20 protein-coding genes and 1 pseudogene are annotated in these 22,512 nt (G+C 43.4%); 7 read left to right on the top strand and 14 right to left on the bottom strand.

Translation table 11 applies throughout. The features are described from left to right. Nucleotides 1-58: 58 nt before the first annotated feature. The 3 genes from EFE42_RS00265 to EFE42_RS00255 all read right to left on the bottom strand — a co-directional run bounded on the left by EFE42_RS00265 (nucleotide 59) and on the right by EFE42_RS00255 (nucleotide 1,683). Nucleotides 59-814, bottom strand: a complete 756-nt coding sequence (locus EFE42_RS00265; protein WP_123135352.1) for a sulfite exporter TauE/SafE family protein — start codon at nucleotides 812-814, stop codon at nucleotides 59-61. A gap of 127 nt (nucleotides 815-941) precedes the next feature. Next, nucleotides 942-1,541, bottom strand: a complete 600-nt coding sequence (locus EFE42_RS00260) for an FmdE family protein (protein WP_123135351.1) — start codon at nucleotides 1,539-1,541, stop codon at nucleotides 942-944. A 1-nt stretch (nucleotide 1,542) separates the two neighbouring features. Further along, nucleotides 1,543-1,683, bottom strand: a complete 141-nt coding sequence (locus tag EFE42_RS00255; RefSeq protein ID WP_123135350.1) for an FmdE family protein — start codon at nucleotides 1,681-1,683, stop codon at nucleotides 1,543-1,545. 342 nt (nucleotides 1,684-2,025) lie between these two features. Here EFE42_RS00255 and EFE42_RS00250 point away from each other — a divergent pair, with 342 nt between their 5' ends. Further along, complete coding sequence (locus tag EFE42_RS00250; protein ID WP_123135349.1) at nucleotides 2,026-3,066, top strand: EF-Tu/IF-2/RF-3 family GTPase; 1,041 nt, start codon at nucleotides 2,026-2,028, stop codon at nucleotides 3,064-3,066. Here the strand turns inward: EFE42_RS00250 and EFE42_RS00245 are convergent, their stop codons facing one another. Continuing rightward, a complete protein-coding gene (locus EFE42_RS00245) occupies nucleotides 3,067-3,804 on the bottom strand; it encodes an ATPase domain-containing protein (RefSeq protein ID WP_123135348.1) in 738 nt (245 codons plus the stop codon). Between the two features lie 134 nt (nucleotides 3,805-3,938). On the opposite strand from EFE42_RS00245, the gene EFE42_RS00240 reads away from it, so the two are divergent. Then, nucleotides 3,939-4,940 (top strand): stage II sporulation protein M, encoded by a 1,002-nt coding sequence (locus EFE42_RS00240; protein WP_123135347.1) that lies wholly within the window; start codon nucleotides 3,939-3,941, stop codon nucleotides 4,938-4,940. Here EFE42_RS00240 and EFE42_RS00235 read toward each other — a convergent pair. Further along, the gene (locus EFE42_RS00235; protein WP_123135346.1) at nucleotides 4,930-5,952 is read right to left on the bottom strand and encodes a methionine synthase; all 1,023 of its coding nucleotides are present in this window, start codon (nucleotides 5,950-5,952) and stop codon (nucleotides 4,930-4,932) included. The two genes, EFE42_RS00240 and EFE42_RS00235, sit on opposite strands and share 11 nt — an antisense overlap. Before the next feature lie 68 nt (nucleotides 5,953-6,020). Here EFE42_RS00235 and mtaA point away from each other — a divergent pair, with 68 nt between their 5' ends. Continuing rightward, a complete protein-coding gene (gene mtaA / locus EFE42_RS00230; protein WP_123135345.1) occupies nucleotides 6,021-7,040 on the top strand; it encodes a methylcobamide:CoM methyltransferase MtaA in 1,020 nt (339 codons plus the stop codon). A 429-nt stretch (nucleotides 7,041-7,469) separates the two neighbouring features. On the opposite strand, the gene EFE42_RS00225 is transcribed toward mtaA, so the two are convergent. From EFE42_RS00225 to EFE42_RS00205, 5 genes are all read right to left on the bottom strand, one after another. Then, the gene (locus tag EFE42_RS00225) at nucleotides 7,470-7,739 is read right to left on the bottom strand and encodes a DUF1294 domain-containing protein (RefSeq protein ID WP_123135598.1); all 270 of its coding nucleotides are present in this window, start codon (nucleotides 7,737-7,739) and stop codon (nucleotides 7,470-7,472) included. Nucleotides 7,740-7,744: 5 nt separating this feature from the next. Next, nucleotides 7,745-9,448, bottom strand: a complete 1,704-nt coding sequence (argS, locus tag EFE42_RS00220; RefSeq protein WP_123135344.1) for an arginine--tRNA ligase — start codon at nucleotides 9,446-9,448, stop codon at nucleotides 7,745-7,747. Nucleotides 9,449-9,457: 9 nt separating this feature from the next. Then, a complete protein-coding gene (prf1, locus tag EFE42_RS00215; protein WP_123135343.1) occupies nucleotides 9,458-10,705 on the bottom strand; it encodes a peptide chain release factor aRF-1 in 1,248 nt (415 codons plus the stop codon). 106 nt (nucleotides 10,706-10,811) lie between these two features. Further along, complete coding sequence (gene twy1, locus EFE42_RS00210) at nucleotides 10,812-11,744, bottom strand: 4-demethylwyosine synthase TYW1 (protein WP_123135342.1); 933 nt, start codon at nucleotides 11,742-11,744, stop codon at nucleotides 10,812-10,814. 39 nt (nucleotides 11,745-11,783) lie between these two features. Beyond that, entirely contained in the window at nucleotides 11,784-13,244 is a 1,461-nt protein-coding gene (locus EFE42_RS00205; protein WP_123135341.1) for a DNA-directed DNA polymerase II small subunit, read from the bottom strand. A gap of 140 nt (nucleotides 13,245-13,384) precedes the next feature. Between EFE42_RS00205 and EFE42_RS00200 the strand changes: the two genes are divergently transcribed. Next, nucleotides 13,385-13,939, top strand: a complete 555-nt coding sequence (locus tag EFE42_RS00200) for a S26 family signal peptidase (RefSeq protein ID WP_123135340.1) — start codon at nucleotides 13,385-13,387, stop codon at nucleotides 13,937-13,939. A 17-nt stretch (nucleotides 13,940-13,956) separates the two neighbouring features. Here EFE42_RS00200 and EFE42_RS00195 read toward each other — a convergent pair whose 3' ends face one another. Together EFE42_RS00195 and EFE42_RS00190 are read right to left on the bottom strand one after the other, a co-directional pair. Then, on the bottom strand, nucleotides 13,957-14,742 hold the full coding sequence (locus EFE42_RS00195; RefSeq protein WP_123135339.1) for a sulfide-dependent adenosine diphosphate thiazole synthase: 786 nt from the start codon (nucleotides 14,740-14,742) through the stop codon (nucleotides 13,957-13,959). Nucleotides 14,743-14,952: 210 nt separating this feature from the next. Then, a complete protein-coding gene (locus EFE42_RS00190; RefSeq protein ID WP_123135338.1) occupies nucleotides 14,953-16,188 on the bottom strand; it encodes an ORC1-type DNA replication protein in 1,236 nt (411 codons plus the stop codon). A gap of 696 nt (nucleotides 16,189-16,884) precedes the next feature. Here EFE42_RS00190 and mfnA point away from each other — a divergent pair. The 3 genes and pseudogenes from mfnA to EFE42_RS00175 all read left to right on the top strand — a co-directional run. Further along, nucleotides 16,885-17,883, top strand: a pseudogene (mfnA, locus tag EFE42_RS00185) (tyrosine decarboxylase MfnA); the annotation flags it as partial. Nucleotides 17,884-18,110: 227 nt separating this feature from the next. Then, nucleotides 18,111-19,211 (top strand): CBS domain-containing protein, encoded by a 1,101-nt coding sequence (locus EFE42_RS00180; RefSeq protein ID WP_123135336.1) that lies wholly within the window; start codon nucleotides 18,111-18,113, stop codon nucleotides 19,209-19,211. Between the two features lie 13 nt (nucleotides 19,212-19,224). Beyond that, the gene (locus tag EFE42_RS00175) at nucleotides 19,225-20,565 is read left to right on the top strand and encodes a TraB/GumN family protein (protein ID WP_123135335.1); all 1,341 of its coding nucleotides are present in this window, start codon (nucleotides 19,225-19,227) and stop codon (nucleotides 20,563-20,565) included. An 18-nt stretch (nucleotides 20,566-20,583) separates the two neighbouring features. Here EFE42_RS00175 and EFE42_RS00170 read toward each other — a convergent pair whose 3' ends face one another. After that, on the bottom strand, nucleotides 20,584-22,020 hold the full coding sequence (locus EFE42_RS00170; protein ID WP_233564664.1) for a PH domain-containing protein: 1,437 nt from the start codon (nucleotides 22,018-22,020) through the stop codon (nucleotides 20,584-20,586). Then, nucleotides 22,013-22,501, bottom strand: coding sequence for a PH domain-containing protein (locus EFE42_RS00165; RefSeq protein WP_123135333.1), 489 nt, complete (start codon nucleotides 22,499-22,501; stop codon nucleotides 22,013-22,015). Before EFE42_RS00165 ends, EFE42_RS00170 begins: the two co-directional genes overlap by 8 nt. Nucleotides 22,502-22,512: the final 11 nt, after the last annotated feature.

Raw genomic sequence — 22,512 nt, 5'->3', positions numbered from 1 at the left:
AAAAGAGATGAAATACAAAGTTTCAAGAAAATCATATGCCATATCCATTAGATTGAAGTCACATCAATCCATAAACGAGTTTGATAGCCATTATCCACAAAACCACACCAAAAATCTGTTTGATTGTTTCTGATCTCATTTTGCTATGCATTAGATGTGAACCTACCTGCCCTCCTATGAATGCAGCTAGAGCTGTATAAATCATGAGATTCATGTCCAGATGTCCCGTAGTCAGGTGACCAAAGAACCCTGAGAAAGAAGAGAACAATACAATGAAAGCTGATGTAGCAGAAGCACGTTTTGCCCCATAACCAAGTGCTATCAAAATAGGGAATATGAATACGCCACCACCAATTCCAAGAAGTCCTGCAATAACACCAATTGAAAAACCGAGAGAAATACCGGTTAGACTTTTTCTTTTATCTGTAGAGCTGGATGAAATTTGAGCATCTGCATCTTTTTTCCCAGAGAATAACATTCTTACTCCGGCAAAAACCAGCACAGTGCTGAGTATCCACAACAATATTTCAATGGAGACAAACTTAGTAAAGTAGGCACCAAGAGGTGCTCCTATAGTGGAAGCTATTACAAAAGGAGCTGCTACGTGGAAGTCTATCATTTTTTTCCTGTAATACGTAATTGCTGCTGAACTGGCAGTTATACCATTGAGAAGCAAGGCGGTAGGTATTGCTATGAGCATATCGATGCCAAGCCAGTAGAATAAAGGTACATATACCAGGGATCCGCCTAGACCGAGCATTGAAAAAATAACAGCCAAAAAAAAGATAATTGCAGCAATTATGATGACATCCATATGACCAATTCCAGATTTTGTAGCAATATATTATGTAAAAATGGTAAGTGCAATTGCACCTAAAGCTTATACACTTTTTTCAAACATAGCTGACAGACTATCTTGTCGTCAAGCATATGTGCATCTTTTATTTGTCAGCACAGGGTTTACAAAGCATTTTACCATTAACATTCTGCAGTTTATGAACAAATGTACGTTCACCGCATTCCTCACACAATCCTGTATCAAAAACTCCTTTTTTCTTTTCAAAAGGATAATCGAAAACCGGACCAATAGCTAGGAAGTTTTCTTCAGGTATGCTTAGTATTTTGTTAACCAATGGCTCAGCAATATCAGAATTAATGTCCTGTGGCAGTACACCTATTTTCCTCTGTTCAACAAACGGAGATTTTAGCATGTTTCCAAAGAATTCAGGTTTTATGTATGCTCTGACTGCCTTTTGATTAATGGTATCGATGAGTGTAAAGGCCATTTTGCCATAGTAGGTCTTCTCAATATTGCTTTTTCCATAAGTACACCCAGTAATAGCCATAAGGCCATCAACAAAACACCCAGCTGCATGATCATTTCCGGTCTCTGCAATCAGATAGAGCTCCTTATCTTTCGATCTGTCAACCCCTAGTGCATTCATAGCGGCAGCTCCTATTCTCATTCCAAGCGGCATAGCAGGGCACCTATGGCCATGAAAAATAAATCCTGTTTCAAGATAGTCATTTACATCAATCATTTTAGCATCCTCTTTTTGCTCTTGATACACCAAGTTTTTCCATGGCTGCCCAGGCAAGTCTCAACCCAAGTGGCATTCCTGGACAACGGTGTCCGTGGAATTTGAATCCAAGTTCAAGCGTTTCATCTTTACTCATTTCCATATTTAATATCTCCATGGTTTATTTGTACGTTTGTGGGATTGACCCGCAAAACCGACAATTTACAATTGGTTTACCTATACTTAAAAGTAGCGGTTTCAAATATATTTGAAATGCCGTGGATGTTCAATGTATGCCACCATGGAATATGAAATTTTTAAAAACGAGCCAACTCCCACCTAAATAGCAAGAGTCTTGAATAATATCGGCCAACAAGTACGATAATAAGTGCAGTATTCTCACACCTTTCTAATTCACGTGAAGCTCAGCAAGGAGTGGGTGCTGTCAAACCTGGTGAAGTAACACATTTATGCACCAAGCACCTGTTAGTGCATAGGTGTAACAATGACTAAAATCGCAATTATCGGAAGTGAGGGAAGCGGCAGGACTTCCCTGGCGGCAAAACTGGGTAAAAAAGGCACATCTGCAGATATCACCATGTATGATTATGCCAAGAACGATGTAGTGATGACAACAATCGATGCCAATGGTTACCCCAAATCCGTCAAACCCCTTGTCACTGCCCTGGAACTTTCCGACATAGCCCTGCTCTGTATTCCACCGCAAGGCCCTGATGCCTTTGCCGGGGAATGTATCATGGCCCTGGATCTCATGCAGTACAGGCACGGGATTGTGGTGCTCACCAAAGCGGATACCTCATACCCCTACGCCCAGGAAGAACTCCAGAAAAATTTACAGAAAATCCTATCCCCGACCACTCTGGCAAACTGGGAATTTGTAAACCTGTCCACCCAGTCCTTCGAAGGCCTGGATGAGATCAAGGAAAAGATCTTTGAACTTGACGAGCAGGTCAATTCTGAATATGAAAAACTCAACGATAAACCTGTCCGTATAACTGTTGACCAGTCTTTCAATGTCACGGGAATTGGCTGTGTGGTACTGGGAATTGTGGAACAGGGTACGGTGAATGCAAAGGATAAACTGACAGCCTACCCTGCTGACAAGCCTCTGGAAGTAAGGTCTATCCAGATGCATGATGAAGATGTAAAAAGTGCTCCTGCAGGCGCCAGGGTCGGCCTTGCCCTAAAAGGTGTCCAGTCAAAGGATATTGAGAGGGGTTTCATTATTTCTGGAAAAGAAGAGGTTGCTGAATCCCTCGTACTGGAATGTACCCTTTCCTCCTTTGCTTCTCCTCTCAAGATATCCGATGTACCCCATATTTTCACAGGCCTGCAGTCATCGCCCATGCGTATTGAGAAAATCGAGATTGATGGAACGGAAGCCGAGCAGGTAAATGCCAGCCAGCAATGCACACTTCATTTAAACGGCTCCCATGAAATAGCCTACAGGCAGCAGGACAGATTCATAATCACGAACCTGGATGCAAAACAGCGGTTTACAGGTTACGGCTTCGTTAAAGAATAATTATCTTCTGCCAAGTACCTCGATGCCTTTTTCCCCAAACCGGAAAGCCTGTCTGGATATGGGATGAGGCACACCTCTCATTTTTATGATCTGGAGAGAGCGATCTTCATCATCTGAAGCCGGGTTATGGAATAATATCACACCATCGGCAGCGAAATGCTCGGAAGATACGCGTACGGGAGTTGGATGATCATCTATAAGAAGAGTTGTGCAACCCAGCGCCTGTAGATTACGCACAAATCGCGCCATTTCCATTTTTTCCAGGCATTCGTCCTGATTGGAAAAACGTATGGATGAGAGGGGGTCCACTACAACCCTTTTGATATCATTGGCCGCAACATGTGCAGCTATTTCCTTGAAAACAGTTGAGGCAGAGGGAGGTTCTCCTTCCACAGGATAGGGATTCATGTCGGATTTTGGAACTATGACTTCCTTTAGTTCATCCATATACCCATATTCCATTTCCGGGCCCAGGTCTGCAAAGAATATTTTTTTCATTTTCAGCAAGGCCGGCAGGTTGAGGGAGTAAGTGGAAATATCGGCTACAAGATGCTCGGAATTTTGCATTAATGTGACATAGAGACCTGCAGCTCCGAAAGACGCCCCGTGTGTCAGATACTGCATACCAAAGGTACTTTTACCACTTCCCGGGGAGCCATTCAATAGATAGACCCTCCCCTGTGGCAAGCCTCCTCCTATCAGTTCATCAAACCCTTCAATTCCAGTCTCTGCCTTCATCACTACCCTCAAATAATATATGCAAAACCTTCTAGGTATCCAATGCATACATCAGGTTATATTAAACTAAATGAATATTATACTTTAGAAGTATATTAAAGTTATAGTTAATATTACCAAAAAATGGTCGGAATATGTCATCCAAACCAAATTCCCTGATAAAATGGCCTGCTTTTCTGTGGTGTCTGAAAATATTTACTTATTCAGCCACATTGACAGCTTTACTGGCACTGGCAACTTATGCAATTATGACGATGCTGGCAGAACCTGTAACTATAAATGAGACTATTGAGAAAGCCACATCCGCAGCAACTTCAAAAGTCCATCGGGGCGCAGGATACGTGGGAATTAACTGGTCGATATTCCTTTTTAATAGCCTCGCTGCTCTTACCGCTTCGGCAGGGACAGCAATTTTTGTCTATTTAAATCGCTTCCTGTTGAAAGATATAACATCCCGCAGGCAGCATCACAATTATGCAAAAATCTCCATTGCAATGGAAAAAGACCTCTATCCGATCTACAGGTTACTGGAGTGGCCTGCTGAGCGCTTTTTTGGATTCCGATCCTTCAATACCCAATCAGCAGAAAATTCAGTATGGAATTATACAGGCTACAGCAGGTATCATTTCCAGCTGCTTACAGCAATAGTCCCATTTTCAGTTCCCCTCCTCGTAGCAGCCGCCAACGGGGCCATTCTGGGAATGCTTTTTGCTTTCCACCTATTCAATGGAGCTTTTTCAGGTTACCACCTGGCCGGAATCAATGGACTTGTGGGTGGAATTGTCTATAATGTTACTTTTTTCATATCCGCAATCCTTCCCCATGGGATAATCGAAATTCCGGTCATCCTTGTCAGTACTTCCATCGGGTATGTAATTGCAGATTCCAACTGCCGGCTTGTAAGGGACAAAAATCTTTTCGTTTCCGATAATATAGCAGACCTGGAGGCAGATATAGCAACAGAGGAAAGGAATACAGGTACAATCCTGTTTTCCCCCTTATTCTGGAAGATTTACTTATTGTTTGTACTATTGCTTCTAATAACTGCTTTCATAGAGACAGAGGTTACACCCGATATAATTACCCGGGCCCTTTCAATAGTAGAACCGTTTGTAACCTCACTACTCAATTCCTGAAAGTATCAAGGGCTTCTGCTACATTACCAAGCAGGGTAGAAGCTATTTCCGGAGTCGGCCAGGAGCCCAGACCACAATCCGGCCCGACATATTTGACCCGGTCCCCGAATATTCCATAAGCATGTTCCAGACGCTTGAGGATTGTAGCGGGAGTTTCCATGTCAGTTACCAGTTCCTGGAGCATTGCAGGCTTCTGCCAGGCATTGGTTGAATATTTTTCATTGAGAGTGGCTACAAGATTGAAAATATCCGTTCGCGCCACACCAGCCCTGAGGAAAGAATCTGTTTCCTCGAGCACCTTTTTATCAATCAGTTCCAGATAGGTGGGACTGGCTGCTGATTCCACACCAATTACATTGATACCTGATGTACGACAGGCAAGCTCGTAGTACAGCGGGGAATGCAGGTGGATCTCTACGTCCACTCCCTTGCGGGAAGCGGTTGCAGAGGCTTTTTCCAGTGCATTTATAATTTCATCATCATCAAACATGACCTGCGGGTTGATACCGATACTGGGCTCATCAATGGATACGGTATGTACATTGAAATTGGATGCGTCATCAATTGCATTGGTTACAAATTTGTCAATGCTTTGTCCAAAAAGTTCCAGTATGTCATCATAGGAAGTTCCACCGAATTCCTGCAAGTATAATTCCAGTGGCCCGGTCACACAAACACGGACATTGGGTTTTATACCGGTTTCTGTTCGATACTCTTCTGCAGCTTTTTCTATCGCTTCAAGTTCAATAATCTTCGCACAACTTGCCTTTACGTCAAAGGGACCCTCTATGCATTCAGGATTATCAAGGATTGAAAGGAATTGTTTATTCATATCCTGAAACTGAGGATAGGTTGCAACGTCCACACCGGCATCCAGTTTTTGCCGGAATGTGGATTTGATGACATCAAAAGCCGCAGGTTCATGTGCGGGTATTGCTTCTCTTAACCACTCTGCACTTATTCCTCCTTGAAGAGGGAAACTGCCGATATCATCGAAAATCAGTTCAGTCATGCTTTCCAATGAGCAAGCTTCATTAATAACAATTGCGCAATATTCAATGTAGGAGAATAGGAAGCAAAATGCAATCTGTACTCAGAGAAAATTTACTCAATGTTCTAGCCGGAAAAGAGGAAGGGCTGATACCTGTACTATCGGTGACCCAGACAGCCACAAACGGTCTGATGGAAACTACCGGAGCGTTCTGGCCACAGGCTCACTCCAGCGCATTTCAGATGGCAGAACTCTCTCTGGCAGCACATACTATCGGGGGACTGGAAGCAATACGCTACCCCTTTTGCCTGACAGTCCTTGCCGAAGCGCTGGGATGTGAAATTGACCTGGGAACCATAAATAAGCCTCCTGAAGTGATATCCCATCCTTTTGCCGAAAAAGAGGAAAAACCCGATATTCCCCCCGATCTTTATAACAGGGCAAGGGTACCTGTGGTACTGGAAACCACACGCAGGTTGAAAAACCTTGCACCGGATGTACCGCTGATTGCAGGAATGGAAGGCCCTGCTACATTGGTTTACCATATTATAGGAGCACAGAATTACCTGAAGTGGGCTCTTTTCAAGCCTGAAACCTTCAAGATGTATATCAGGGAAGCAACCTGCATTTGTGAAGGGTATGCAGAATTACTTTTTGAAGCCGGAGCCGATGTGATCTGCCTGGATGATACGGTTGCCGGACCGGAAACGCTCGATTGTCTGTTATTCGAGACCCTTATCAAACCGTCATATCAGCATTTTACCCATTCAATTGAAGGGCCGGTTGTTATGCATATGTGTGGTAATACGACAGCCATCCTCTCCTCACTAGCAAACTGCGGGTTTAAAGGAATCGGTATTGAGGAAAATGTCAGTGTAGCTGAAGCAAAATCCCAGATCGGCTCAAGGACCATTCTCATAGGGAACATATCAACGACAAATACCCTGCTTTACAGTACACCGGATGAGGTTGAGGAGGAAGCATTCAAATGCCTGGAGGAGGGAGTGGATATACTGGCTCCGGGCTGTGGTCTTGCACCTGAAACCCCGGTTGTGAACATCAGGGCAATGGAACAGGCAAGGGATAAATATCTGAATGATTTTGAATAAATTATAATTTCTAGATTTATGATCTGTGTTATAAAAAATTTTTAACATATATAAAAAACGGTTTTGTTTTTAGCAAGTGCTAATTATAGAATGCACATTTCAAAGATATAATAAATTATTGTCACCATACGCATTATCTATAATTCAATACCAAAAAGAAAGTATAAACTACAAGAAGCAATAATATAAAGCCCATAACAATTTTGTATTTTTTTTCCATATCAACCAGTCCAATTGGATAAGCTGCATGCGCCAAACTTCACTGAATTCAACATTATAAAATAACGCTTTTACTACATATGCTTTATTGCTAAGTGAAAATATGTTATCCGTTTGAATAACATAAAATTTCAGATATCAAAATTTGAATGCTTAGAAAACAAATTGACAGTAACTTTGAATCGGATAGAAATTTCAGTTTTTAAAATATTAAGCAAACATAAAATAAAGATATATCTCCAGAATAAGGATAGCAGGAATACCCACTTTGAACTTCCAGCGGCGAACCTTATGCTTAAAGACATACATGCCTGTCAGGATACCCACGCTGCCCCCTGCAAAGGCGCAGGTGAAAAGGAATTTCTCCGATATGCGGTAGGCTCCCTTTACAGCTTTTCTCTTATCAATTCCCATTATAACAAAAGAAAAAAGACTGGCAAGGCCAATATAGGCCACTACCAGCTGTTCGAGGACAAACATGGGTGTCACATTGATTCCGGAGCACCCATACCCAGGGTTTCCAGTACATTGGCCAGCGCTATCCGGGCACAGTCCACAAGACCCAACCTGGCGTTCCTGAGTTCTTCAGTCTCGGCACCCAGCACCGGGGAGAAACGGTAGAACTGGTTGAAGGCATCTGCCAGTTCCCTGCCATAGATAGCGATTATATGAGGTTTGAGATCGTCTGCAGCCTGTTTCAATACTTTATCAAACAAAGCAATTTGTTTTATCAGGGTAATCTCGGACTCATCGGTCAGTACTGAAGCATTGGGTTTTGACTCGGGATCCCATATTCCCTCCTCACCGGCCTTTTTGAGAATACTGCTTGCACGGGCATGGGAATATTGTATAAAGGGTCCCCCCTGTTTTTCAAAATCCAGGGCCGCTTTCCAGTCAAATACCGTGGATTTTTCCGGAGAAACTTTGATTATATCATACCTGACAGCACCGATACCGACCATACCGGCCACCTCTTTCATAAATTCAGGTGACATTTCTGGGCGGCGTTTTTCAACTTCCTCGAAGGCTCTTGCTTGTACCTTGTCCAGCAATTCATCAGCGGTGATGAACTGACCCCTTCGGGTACTCATGGAACCCTCTGGCAGGGATACAAATTCAAAGATTACAATGTCGGGTTCCTTTAATCCGACAGCATTGAGAGTGGCTTTGAGCTGGCCGGAGATAAGTTTGTGATCCGCTCCCAGAATATCAATTATCCGATTTGCCTGCCTGGCTTTCCATTCATGATAGGCAAGGTCTCGTGTAGTATAAAGGGAAGTACCATCACTGCGTTGCACAACAAGGGTTTTTTCAAATCCGTAATCGGAAAGATCCACCACAAGGGCTCCATCATCCACATCGGTGCGACCGGTTTTTCGGATTTTATCCACGATATCCGACACTTTCCCCGAGCGGACAAAACCGGATTCATTAACAAAAGAATCATGATGGACATTCATACGAAGTAAGGTACTGCGGATACCTTTTACAGCAAGGTCCACGGCATCATCAAAGCGTTTTATGACCTCCTCATCCCCGGATTCCACAAGCTGCATCAAATTATCTATATGTTCAACCTTCTGGGGATCGTCTTCAAGCCTTGCATTGGCTTTGATATATACATTGGCAATAGCGTGATCCGATTTGAGATCGGGATCCATTTCGAAATGTTCCAGGGCCCAGGAAACTATGGCAATCTGCCTGCCCATGTCATTCACGTAATACTGGGCATCCACATCATACCCGGCTTTTCTCAGAATCCTGGTCAGGGTGTCACCTATTATAGAATTGCGTATGTGGCCCACATGCAGGGGACCATTGGGATTGGCCGAGGTGTGTTCCAGCAATATCTTTCCTGAATAAAAATTGCCGCCAAAAGCTTCCTTTTTGCTCCTGACTGTCTCAAAGGTACGGTCAATATAGGTTCTACTGGCCTTGATATTGATGTAGGGGCCGGTAGTCCCAATACTTTCGATCAGACTATTTTCCCGAAGCTGGCTATTTTCCACGATCCGGTTTGCTACTTCCACCGGACTTTTCCTGGCAACTGCGGCCAGCTTGAAAGCAGCCCTGGAAGAGAGGTCTGCGTGCTGGGAAGGTTCGGGGGCTATCTCCACCGGTTCAAAACCCGCTCTTTGTACGGCATTTTCCAGTACCGATACTACCTGGTTAACAAATTCAAGATACAAATGATCACCTTACATACCTGTATTATACCGCAAAATCGCAACAATGCCACCAAAAGCATTGAGAAGCTGGCCGCCTTCCTCAAAATCAGTTGATATAAAAGCCACCTCACTTCCCATCTGATCGCTCAGTTCCGAGAGTTCATCCACAATATCTACTCTTTCAACAACTTCCAGGGAAGATCCGCATTTGGGACAGTTGCCAAAGTCATCTACACTTTCCTGGTCCGGTTGATTTTCCCGGGTTATATTATCTTCATAATCCCCGGTAGTACACCTGATCTTTATTCTTTCAGACCTCAGATCCTCGGATATCAGCAGTGTCTCCACGGCCCCTATCATCAGGTTCTGACGCACTACTTCCTCACCATAGGCAGCTTTTCCGGAATCGGATACCAGTTCCTTGAAAAACTTTTGCATCAAATTCTTTTCCACCATCAGGTCCAGGTCCTGCAACCGCTCACTTGCGGCATTGACAAGTTCCTGCAGACCCGACTCATCGGTGTAGGCCACATCAAAGAGGCCCAGTATTTTCTTTTGCAGCTCATGATGCAGGAATTCTCCTGATTGGAACTCTTCCTTGGTCGGGGAAGGCCCACCCAGCAATATTCCCTCGAAATCCTTCATATCAACCGTCATGAAAATTTCACTGGCCGCGTCTCCTATACGCTTGTAGAAATCATGTATCGCTATAAGCCTCAGCTGCTGGAAACGCTGAGCACTCTGACCACCTTTTCTCTGTTTACCCGGCACTGTTGAGGTAAGATTTCGGTAGGATTCTATATGTTTACCTGTAAGTAAACCAATTGTGGCTTCCCTTCTGTCAAGCACAAGCAAACCGTAGGTCTTGGCCTCCTTGAGCATTCCTTCCAGTGGTTCGAGGAAAAAGTCAGAGTCGCAGTGATACTTGTAGATAGTAAGAGGTTGTGGGGGCTTTATGATAGTGGTTTCCATATTGGTTTTATCCGCACCTACATCCACAGCTCCGGTAAAATATACTATACCGTTTTCCGGGATCTCGAGATACTTAAGACGGGAAAGCAGGGAATCAATCGCAGACTGTACATTAGTCTTGGTGACCTTGGATTTGATGTTAGAAGCCTGACTGTGTTCGGTCTTAAGCTGTGAAGTTACATCGGACAGCTGTTTGTCAGGCGGTATGTAAAGGGATATGAGTTCAGTACCCCTTCCCTTTTTATTTCGGAGGGATTCAAGTTTTTTCTTGAATTCATATTTTTCATGAGCAGATTGTTCGGCCATTGTAAGGATACTCCATAATCAAAAATTAATCAAAATGTCGGGATATTCGCTATGCTCTAGGCTTACCATATAAGCCATTATTATAAATATAAGTTATGACAGTGCGTCAAACGGGCAATTTAGAAGCAACAACACTTTCATCACGACAAAGCATGACAACACGACTTATTTCAACCTGATCGCCAACTTCATAACCCAATTCACAACCAAGCTGATTTGCAAAATCAAGGACTTCTTCATGGCCTGGCATGGCATCCCTTTCAAGCCGGTTTCTGGAAAAACCCAGGTGCATATAGGCTTTGACCTCAATAATATCAGGCTGTGCCTTTCTGATAAGGTCCGCATAACCTTTCACATCAAACATATTAACTCCTTTTATGAGAGTAATACGGATAGCAGTCCTGCATTCTTTATCCTTAAGGACACTGAGGGATTCATTTATATTATCCCATAAACCGGGATCTTTTGGAGAACAAACCTCCATGTAGGTCTGCCTGTCAGGAGCATCCAGGCTCATGTAGAGCTGGGAAGGGTTTATGCGTTTGACCATTTCGACAACAGTGCCGTTGGTTACCACAAAGGTACTGACACCTCTGCTGCGAAATTCTTCGATCAGTCCATCCAGATAAGGATAAAGGGTGGGTTCACCTGACAGGGAGATAGCCACATGTGTAGGTTCATTGGCCTGTTGCCACAATTCTCTTGGGACCGAACCTCCAAAACCGGAAATCAGGTTGCGCTGACACTCTATTGAAGACCCCATTATTTCCACTGGAGAATCCCATTTTTGAGGAGTTGGGACATCAAGCTCAACCGGCCTCCAGCAGTGCAGGCAGCGCTGGTTGCAGCACAGGGTAGGAGTCATCTGCAAACATCTGTGGGAAGCTATCCCATAAAAACGGGCTTTATAACATTCTCCTTCCTCACGCACAGCCCGTCTCATCCACAGACATGTCTTGACAGCTGAATGGGATCCTGCAAGTCTGTATCCCTGTTTTTTTATTAATGTATCAATATCAGGTAATAAATCTGAAGCCATCCGGACTAACTCTTAACTGGCATTATATAAAATGCACGTTCAAAACTGCAGCATGGTCGGCTGGAAAGTGGCAAGGTCGACCACCGGAACCCTTGCAGGTTCGGGTACCACATTCACCCGCTTCTGGAATTCGGTCTGATCCTGCCAGGTTCCTGAATTAATGAGCAGGGTGCCCCTGTACTGCTTCACCCCTACGGTATGGACATGGCCACAATGCAGTATATCGGGTATGTGATCGATAACAAAATGGTCAGTCTTCTCCGGAGCTATAGAAACCCTGCTGCCATAGGTCGGGGATAGATGGCGACGTTTTACCATTTCAAGCATTGCCTTTTCAGGTTCACTGTAGGAAATTCCCTGTATATTTGCCACAAAATCATCTATTGAACGGCCGTGGTACATCAACACAAGCACCCCATCCAGATCCACCAGTGCCGGGTTACCCACGAATTTTATCCTGGGATCAAACATCTTCCTGATACGCTCCGGGAATGTGGGCTGGGGCTCGGCCTGGCGCACAGCATCGTGGTTACCGGGACCAATAACTACTGTGATATCAGAAGGTATCTGGTTGAAATAATGGGCAACTTCCTCATACTGATCATAAATATCCGGTATGGTAAGCTCATTTTCCTGTCCCGGATAAATACCCACCCCGTCTACAATATCACCAGAAACCACAATATAACGTAATTGCTGTGCTATTTTGTTAAGCTCAGGATTGTCCGATTGCCTTGTGACAAAAGTCATGAAATCGTCCCATTGCTCCTGCAGGAAGGTATTACTGCCTATATGCACATCTGAAATGAAAAGGGCTTTTCCCTGGCTACCGTTTTTAGATAAACCCATATTGGGCAGATCCGGAAAAACAAGTTTTTTGGCTATCAGGAGTTTGCCGTCATTGGTGAGATTGCCACTTACTCCCACCACATCATCCAGGACAAGTTTATTAGATCCCTCATAAATATCCTTATCATTCATACTGAAAAGGACCTGGAAGGAACCCGTAGGGTCTTCAAAACGTACCAGCCGATGACCATTGGATGTATTTTTAATCTCAGATACCATACCGATTATGGAAATCTCATCCCCGGGCACACGTCTTTTGCCTTTCAGGCTTTCCATGGGTCTGGCATTGACCCTGCCCCTTATCATTTCACTCAGCCGACTGTAACGGTTGCGGAAATACTGCACAAATTCCATGTATTCCCCCACACAGGTGGAGCAATCGGTTATATCGGAAAGCACAGAAATGGGATTTGCAGAACTTGTATTTGTGACAGGTTCCTGTTTGCATGGAAGCTCTGCCTCTTTTACTTCTTCAAATCCCGTGAAATCAATATCATCAACATCTATAACAAATACCGAATCATCCACATTTCCCAGTATGTGATTTACAAGGGCACGGGGATTGTTGTGAGAAGTTATAAGCTCGGCTGCCTGAGGGCTTACCTGGTAGCCTGCTTCAAGCAAATCGGAAAGAAGAGACATTTCTTGCATTACAGACCTCTATATTGATAATGTAGTTACAAGAATTTTCCTGTATAACAATACTTTGGTAAACATTATTTTACCAGAAATAAACCAATAAGTTTAACTTGATACAGACAAATTCAGTTTGCCAATCCGGAGAAATATTCATGCAAATCGGGGAAATAATTCATACTTTTAAAAACAGCGATAATTTTTGGGTAGGAATCGCACGTGACGGGTTATCGGTACTGGCTATTCTTGCAGTTATCGGCATCCTGTCCCAGCTATTCTTTGGAATGTGGACTCCAATGGTCGCGGTGGAATCAGGAAGTATGGAACCCCACATGTACAGGGGAGACATAATCTTTATTGAAGATCTTGACAGGACACAGATAGAAACATTCCGGGATGCGCCTGCGAACTATATCTCATTTGAAAAAAAAGGAGATGTCATCTTATACCGACCCTACGGCCAGAAGGGAGTGACCCCGGTAATCCACAGGGCCATGTATTTTGTTGAAGAAGGCGAACCAATGTGGGAAGGGGGACCTGTAGCTCCGTATGATGGTTACATAACCAAAGGGGATAATATGAAAACGAACAGGTACTATGACCAGCAGGGCCAGATCAGTTATCTTTCTCCTGTAAAAGAAGAATGGATAATCGGAGTTGCCCGTTACAAGATTCCATATATTGGATATATCCGACTCCTCCTATCCTGATGAACATATTTAGTCCTTTATTTCATCTCCTTGAGCTTGTCAATTGCTACCTCTGCAGCTTTCTTTCCTGAAAGAAGCATTCCTCCGAATGTTGGGCCCATACGTGGCAGTCCATGTACTGTCGCGACAGCCATTCCGCAGGCTATAAGGCCGGGATAAACCTCCCCGGTATTCTCAACCAGTACGTTCTCTGATTTTGAAACCCACATTCCGTCAAATCCCTTGGATTCCACAATACCACGGTTTACAAGGGACTCCACAACCACAGCATCATGTCCTGTTCCATCTATAACAATCTTCGATTCGATGGCTACCGGATCCACGCATGTAATTGCCCTTGGAAGCGCCCCCACAGGTGTCCAGTTTATCACCGCGCCTGCAACTTTTCCGTTACGTACGACTACATCATCGAATTTGGTCATATTGATGATCTTGACCCCGGCATCACATGCAGCAGCAATGAGTTTTGAACATGCATGAGGGCCGTTTGCCACGTAAAGTCCTTCCTCAAATTCCTTATACGGAACCCCGATCTCATCGAAGACCTGTTGGGCAGGGGCACGCACCGTGAGTTTGTTCATAAGATAGCCTCCTATCCAGAACCCTCCGCCAAGATAGTTGTTGGCTTCTATGATTACCACGTCGACACCTGCAGCTGCGAGCTCCTTTGCTGCCATAAGACCACTGGGGCCGCCACCTATTATTATCACATCGGTATCAATACAACTTGTAAACTCCTCTGTGAACTCTTCAACTATTGCCTTTGTAACCTGTTTTTCATCTATTGGATAAAATATGCTCATTTTACCTATCCTTCGTTTATTTTTCATACTGTTAACATTGTTAAGCAGTGATGGGCCCAATGAGCTAATCCAATATATTGGTTTCGAATGAGAGGTATTAAACCAGGACCTTCTCCTGTAGAGAAAAAGGGACCTACTGTTAATCCGATACAGTCGCCTATAAGGGACATAGCCGACTGCTGCTGTCTATGGAACAAAAAGTGAAAATAATTACAGATGCATCTGTGCTGTCAGCACCGGTTTGAAATCGGCCAGCATATTGAGGCGATAATCCTCAAGCAATACCTTTTTGGTACTTTCCACAGGCACACTCAGGATTATTTCCTTGGTACGCCCGTATCTGCCTTTGCTTACAACTATAGCATTGAGGATACCCAGCATATCAAGTTCTGATATGAGATCAGTAACCCTTCTCTGGGTCAGGATATCCATATCCACATTGCGGCATAACTGCCGATAAACGTTATACACCTCACCCGTTGTCACATTACGGTGGCCATTATTGCGCAGCAGCATCACACTATAGAGAGCAAGCTTGGACTGGGTAGGAAGAGTACGGATAACCTCTACTATACGATCCACTTCGATCTTTTCCTGGGCCTGCCTGACGTGTTCTTCCTCGATAATGTTCTTCTTCTCCCGTTCGGCTATTTCCCCGGCAACCCTCATAAGGTCAAGAGCACGCCGTGCATCCCCGTGTTCCTGTGCCGCAAAAGCAGAACAAAGAGGAATTACCATATCATCCATACTGTTTTCCTTATAAGCAATAGCAGCACGCTGCCTGAGAATATCACTTATCTGTTCGGCATCATAGGGTGGAAAGATAATTTCCTCCTCCCCCAGAGAACTTTTTACACGTGGATCCAGAAATTCAGTGAACTTCAGGTCATTGGAAATGCCTATCATGCTTACCCGGGCATTTTTAAGATCTGTATTCATCCGGGAAAGATTATAGAGGACATCATCCCCTTTCTTGATCAATTTATCAATTTCATCAAGAATTATTATGATCACCTGTTTGCGGGAATCCACTGCCTCTTTAAATCGGAAGAAGACCTGATCTGTAGGCCAACCTGTCATAGGGACATCTTCACCAAACTGTTTTGCAAGATTGGCCAGTAACCTGTACTGTGTATCTATTACTTCACAGTTTATGTAAAGCACATTACATTGTACATTGAGATGATCACTTTTCCTTTCAAGTTCAATACCCACATATCTAGCAACAGCAGTTTTACCTGTACCTGTTTTTCCATAAATGAGAACATTAGAAGGTGTATGACCCCTCAAAGCTGATACCAGTACCGTAGCAATATTATTTATCTGGTTACTACGATGAGGAAGATTTTCCGGTGTATACGCGGGCCTCAACACTTCCTTATTCTTAAAAAGGGATTCTGTCTCCAATAACTCTTCAAATAACCCATCAAGTGAACCATTATCCATCCAAACACCTTCTATTTGTAATATGACAATACCGTATAATCGTTTTTTTAGTAGATTGAAACCAAAGCGGGTACCTCCTCTTAGCAATATTTGGTATATGCAAAAGGACGTAATTTTCCTCTGTTAGTACTCTAATGGAAATATAGGTATCTATTCTTAACAGTTATGGTAAACACCCCTTTGTTTCAACTGCACGTATAAAAATAGTTAAAAAGTTGTAGAAACATCTTTAAAATGTTAAAAGGAACAAAAAAGGTAGACCCCTTTGTTTCGTTTGGAACATTTATAAAGGGGAGAGACCCTATGATTTCAACTGGAGATAAGGAAAAAATATGAAATACATATTTTTAATATGTTGAAAAAATATAGCAGTGTAAGTAGAGAGGTTTTAATATATAAAACTTTGTTTTACAAAAATCCCTTTTTTTCAAATTGAACTATGTTTCCAATAGAAACTATGGGGTCCCCCTCTAGCAATTCCTGAAATTTAAAAATATGAAAATCAAATATAACTCAAAACGATTATAATTCAAAAGCTCTTCTAGGAAAAGGATTCCCATGTATAGCAATGGTATCACAAGAGATTTAGTTCTAAAGGAATTATCTCAAAAAAAAAACAGGGATAGTGATTACAGGAAAGTTTTGAGTTCCATGTGTACCTATCCTCATGAAATAGCATAGTATGCCCATTGTACTTTCATCGAAGCTAATATGGGAGATCCAGGTCTTTTTCAGGGGACATTTGAACTGGAAGAACAGGTCATGCAGATGCTGGGTGCCATGTTGCATCTTCCGGATGCCTGTGGTTATATCAGTACAGGAGGCACTGAATCAAATATCCAGGCCGTAAGAGCTATGCGTAATCGTAATAGATCAATTGTAAATCCCAACATTGTTGTTCCTGATTCAGCTCATTTTTCCTTTGATAAAGTTGGTGATCTTTCAGGTATAGATATACGCAGAGCAACTCTTTCTGACAATTTGCAGGTGGATACGGATGCAGTTAATTGCCTGATAGATAACAATACTGTAGGATTGGTGGGTATAGCCGGCACTACCGAGTTTGGGCAGGTAGATCCTCTTGAAACTCTTTCTGATATAGCTATCGAAAAGGGTTTACCTTTCCACGTAGATGCGGCTTTTGGGGGTTTTGTACTGCCTTTCCTCAAAGCTAAATATAAATTTGATTTTGAAATTGCGGGTGTATCTTCTGTTACAATAGATCCTCACAAAATGGGTTTAAGCACCATTCCTTCAGGAGGATTACTTTTCCGCAACAGTCTTGATCTTGACAATCTGGCAGTAAAGACACCTTATCTTACTATAAGTAGTCAGTATTCCCTGACAGGTACCCGTAGTGGAGCAGCTGTAGTATCTACCTATGCAGTCATGCGCCATCTTGGAAGGAAAGGTTATGGTACCATTGTACAACGGTGTATGGATATGACTGACAGGCTTGTTGCAGGGGCCAGGAATATAGGAATCCGGCCGGTGATAGAACCTGTTATGAATATCGTGGCTCTGGATGTAGAGTCACCAGTTGATATTCAAAACAGACTTTACGAGGATTTTGGATGGCGTGTTTCTCTTACGAGAAATCCACAGGCACTAAGATTGGTTATCATGCCCCATCTGGATAATGAGATTATAGATATGTTTCTTGCGGATCTGGATACTGTTGTAAACCAATCTTGAAAATAAAAAATAAAAGGGTGCCTGTATCACGGTTGAGGGGATGATCGATGGCACCTAGCCTTGAAACTTGTAAAGGCGTGTGCCCATCGAATCCGTGACTATTTCCTAATAGGTCTCCAGGGATATATATTTTGAAACCAAGCGGTGTGAAAGTATTATTCGTCAGGTACTCATTCACATCACTAAAACTAAATAACTAAATAATAGGAACTTAAAAAGGTTCAGTTATGAAAACTTCTTTCAAAATCGGGAGTGTAATGGGTATCCCTATATTGATCCATATCACTTTTCTTATTGTACTGTTTCTCTTTGCATTTGTTTTTTCAAGTGTACCCGAACCCGTTGGATTTGCAGATGTCCAGCCTGCCCTATTAGGTTACGGCTTGTCCCTCTTGATAACAATCCTCCTTTTTACGTGTGTCCTCTTGCATGAGCTGGGCCATTCTTATTTTGCAAAAAAATATGGGGTTAAGATAGATAACATCACTCTTTTTTTGATAGGTGGTGTATCTTCCATGGAAGAGATGCCCCGTGAACCCGGCCAGGAAGCAAAAATGGCTTTTGCAGGACCACTTGTAAGTTTTTTGATTGGTGGTATCCTGTTTGGACTAAATTTTGTGATAGATACGGTAGTTACAGGTTATGCTACCACCATACCTTATCGTATTGCTTATATCCTTGCTTCCATCAATATTGTGTTGGGGGCATTCAACTTAATTCCTGCTTTCCCAATGGATGGGGGTAGGATTTTGCGTGCATTTTTTGCCCGCCATATGAATTATATACAGGCAACCCGTAACGCAGCGAATGTCGGAAAATTTTTTGCTTTTATGCTGGCACTTTTGGGTCTTCTTTCCGATCCCTGGAATCCCTGGCTTTTATTGATTGCAGTATTTGTTTATATGGGAGCCTCAGGTGAGGAACGTTCCACTGCTGTTACTCGTACCCTTGAAAATGTCCAGGTAAAAGATGTGATGAGCAGTGATATTATCTCAGTATCTCCCGAGATGAACCTGGAAGAGCTTGTACAATTCATGTTTGACCATAAACACATGGGTTATCCCGTGATTCAACACAATGTTTTAAAAGGCATTGTTACGTTTACGGATGTACATAAGGTAACGCAACTTGACAGGATAAGTACCCTCATTTCCGATGTAATGACAAGGGATGTGGTTACTATTTCACCTGCTGCTGATGCATCGGAAGCCTTTAAGGTCCTGACCAATAATAACGTGGGTCGCCTCTTAGTAATGGAAGATGGAGAGGTTATAGGTATCCTTTCAAGAACAGACCTTATGCATACAATGACACTTCTAAGTGAGTAAAACAGGGATTTTAATGGCTAATGACCCGTATATTACTGATTCCCGACAGGAAACCATGAGCTACAACTATAACAGCGCCACTACCTCTTCAGAAGCTCGGGAACACGATTTTTCAACAGATTCCACTTCTGAAAATGTAGCTCCTGCTCCTTCCAGGATAAGCCTGGTGGGAACGGCCCATGTTTCGGAAAAAAGTATCCGTGAAGTAAAGGAGACAATTCACAACCAGCAACCTGATGTGGTGGCGGTTGAACTTTGCAAGGGCCGCTATGATGCCCTTAAGGGTAAGACCCAAACTTCGGATATATCTGTTAAGGAACTGCTTGCAGAGGGTAAGATCTATTTTTTCCTGGTCCATATGCTGCTGGCCCATGTCCAGAAAAGGATAGGGAAGGATATGGGAGTACAGCCCGGTGCTGAAATGTTAGCTGCGATTGAAGCAGCAGAGGAAATAGGGGCTGACGTTGCCCTTGTGGACCGGGATATCCAGGTAACTCTCCAGCGTTTCTGGGGAAAAATGGGTTTGATCGAAAAAACAAAAATGGTAGGAACCCTGATAGCCGCAGCCCTGGGAATTGGAGGTGGCGATGAGATTGATATAGATAATATCACCGAACAGGATACAGTTACAGTCCTGATCGAAGAATTACGTCATACATCCCCCAATGCTGCAGAAGTACTTATCGATGAGAGGGATGCCTATATTGCAGGCAGCCTGGCAAGAACGGCTGCAGGTGGCGGTAAAAATATAGTGGCTGTGGTGGGAGCAGGCCACAGGAGTGGTATCGAGAAATATCTCTCCAATCCCAGGACCATACCCCCATTATCCTCGCTGGTAACCCTGCCCAAGAAGCGTTTCAACCTGATGAAAGTTTTCGGTATCGCTATTGTGGCACTGGCACTTGCAACATTCATGTTGATAATCCTTTCAGGGACTTCCATTGAACTCCTGTTGATTGCTTTTGGCTGGTGGTTCATCATAAACGGTACCCTGAGTGCTATAGGAGCAACCATTGCAGGGGGACATCCCTATTCTATAGCGACATCTTTTGGTGTAGCCTGGCTGACTTCCTTGAATCCCATGATGGCTGCAGGCTGGTTTGCAGGTCTTGTGGAAGCAAAACAGCGCCATCCCACGACTGCTGATTTCAAAGCCATGATGGATACAGAATCTTTTGCAGAGGCACGTCAAAACAGGTTTTTCAAAGTAGTTCTGGTGGCAGCCCTGGCAAATATCGGAAGTGTGGTAGGGACTTTCCTGGGAGCCTGGGTTATGATACAGGTTACGGGAGTGGACCCGCTGGAATTGATACGCAGTTCCCTTTCTTCTGGGTTGGCCATGCTGGGTCTTTAAAATAAATTATAGGTAACTTTAGTTGCGGGAAAACCAGTTCCAGATTTTCCCACTTTCCTCCCTGTCAACATCAGCGATTGCAAACCGGTTTCCACCTCTTGATGATAGTACGGAAACCCCGATTGTGTCCAGATCACTCATGCGCTGGAAAGGATTGGAACTTATCTGCATAGTCTGGATATGGTCTCTCAATACGAATACATGATAGCGGTGAATATTGCGGAATCTGAGTGTTAATTGTTTTTCCAGGATCGCAGTTCCTCCTGTATTGTAGCGGGAAAGCCCCAATAAGAAGACAGGAGGCAGAATCAAAAGGGAGATCCATCCGTAGGGAACCAGCTGGAGCAATAAAACAATCACAATAGCTGGAACCAGTAAACGTATAATATAGCGTTTCTTTGACCTTAATGGCAGGGGTTGCATATTTTCAGGAATAGTGTATTCGGGGAACATGTTGTCCATGAATTTTGACAGTTCTTTTACATGCAGCAGGGGATATAATGTAGTCACGTAATCCTGCTTTTCAGAGCTGCCTCCGGCAACCTCTGCATAGATAGAACACAGGCGAAGGGGCTGTCGCAGCAAACTATCCTTTACAGACAGGGCCTGGATTCGTTTCATATTCAGGTTGTATTCCTTTTGTTCAATAAGGCCGTAGGATATCCGGATATCATCTTCCTGGCGTTGCAGGGTAAAATTGGCGTATTGGACTGCAAAAACCAGGGTTGATATGATCCATGAAAGCAGCAATAATCCAAATATTAGTATCAGGAGTAGACTGATATTGATATTGTTCCGGGGAATTACCTGCTCAAGCACGAGTCCCAGGTAGCTTTGAGGAATATATGGATAAAGCTGGGATAATGCAGCCGCTATAAGGGAAAAAAGTAACATGAACCGTCCTGAAGTGGCTCCTGCCAGGAGCAGGTTCCGTAAGGGGATATTGTAAGTATTTACAGTATCTACTTTTGAATTCCCGGTTTCTGATTCCCCTGTATGATTTTTGCCGGACTCGCTTGTTGTATGGTTTTCTAAATAGGTCTTTATGTTCTGGCTTTCCTGCAGGGTTACAGCAGTGAGGGATAGTTCTGCTTCTGTACTGCCGGCTGTTTTGACATGTAAACTCGTCACACCCAGGAGTTTTTGTATAAAATTCGTGATCACATTGACCGTCTGGACTCTCTCTCTCTTGATTGACCTTTCCTTTTTAAACAGCAATCCCTTTCTTATGTGCAGGTAGCCGTTTTCATACTGATAGGTGAAAAGATACCATTTTGCTGTAGAATATGTAAGGGTGACGATCAAAGCGATAGCAGCCAGAAAAGGAATGTCCACACTGCTCAATTCATCCCTTAGGGATAATGCAAAGAAGAACACCGGTGGTATTGCATATATTATGCTTTTGAATGTCTCCAGGATTATCATGAAGGGATGCTGGCGCTTATATTCAGACATCTTCATCACTTACTCTTGCAAGAGCTGCTATTTCTCCCATGAGCTCTGCAGCTTTTTCCCTTGATAAAGCGGGAATGTAATGGTCTGTAGCGGCTGTGGAGATCCTTAATGTTGCCAGCCCGAAGAATCTCATCACAGGGCCGTGTTCAGTATCAACATGTTGAATCCTGACCATAGGTATAAGAGTTCTTCTGATAATGAAAATACCGTTCTGGATATCTACTTCATTTTCTCTTATTTCATAGCGCCAGAAACGTATCCTGAGCTGTGGTGCAATTATTGCCGACCATAATGTGAATACTGTCACCAGTGCTATAGCTATCCAGCCCCAATCCCGTGGCAAATCCCATGCAGGACCTATCAGAAAAATGTAAGTTAATGGAATTGAAAAGGCGACAATACCTAGCAAGAGCCCGCTTACAAACCAGGATTTCAATGCACGTGAATCGATACGCTCAGTGGGTTCACTTTCAAGCATCATTACCGAATCCG

It is taken from the genome of Methanohalophilus sp. RSK (assembly GCF_003722075.1).
In the GTDB taxonomy this organism is placed as follows: Archaea; Halobacteriota; Methanosarcinia; order Methanosarcinales; family Methanosarcinaceae; genus Methanohalophilus.
This window is presented reverse-complemented; position numbering and strand designations above follow the sequence as displayed.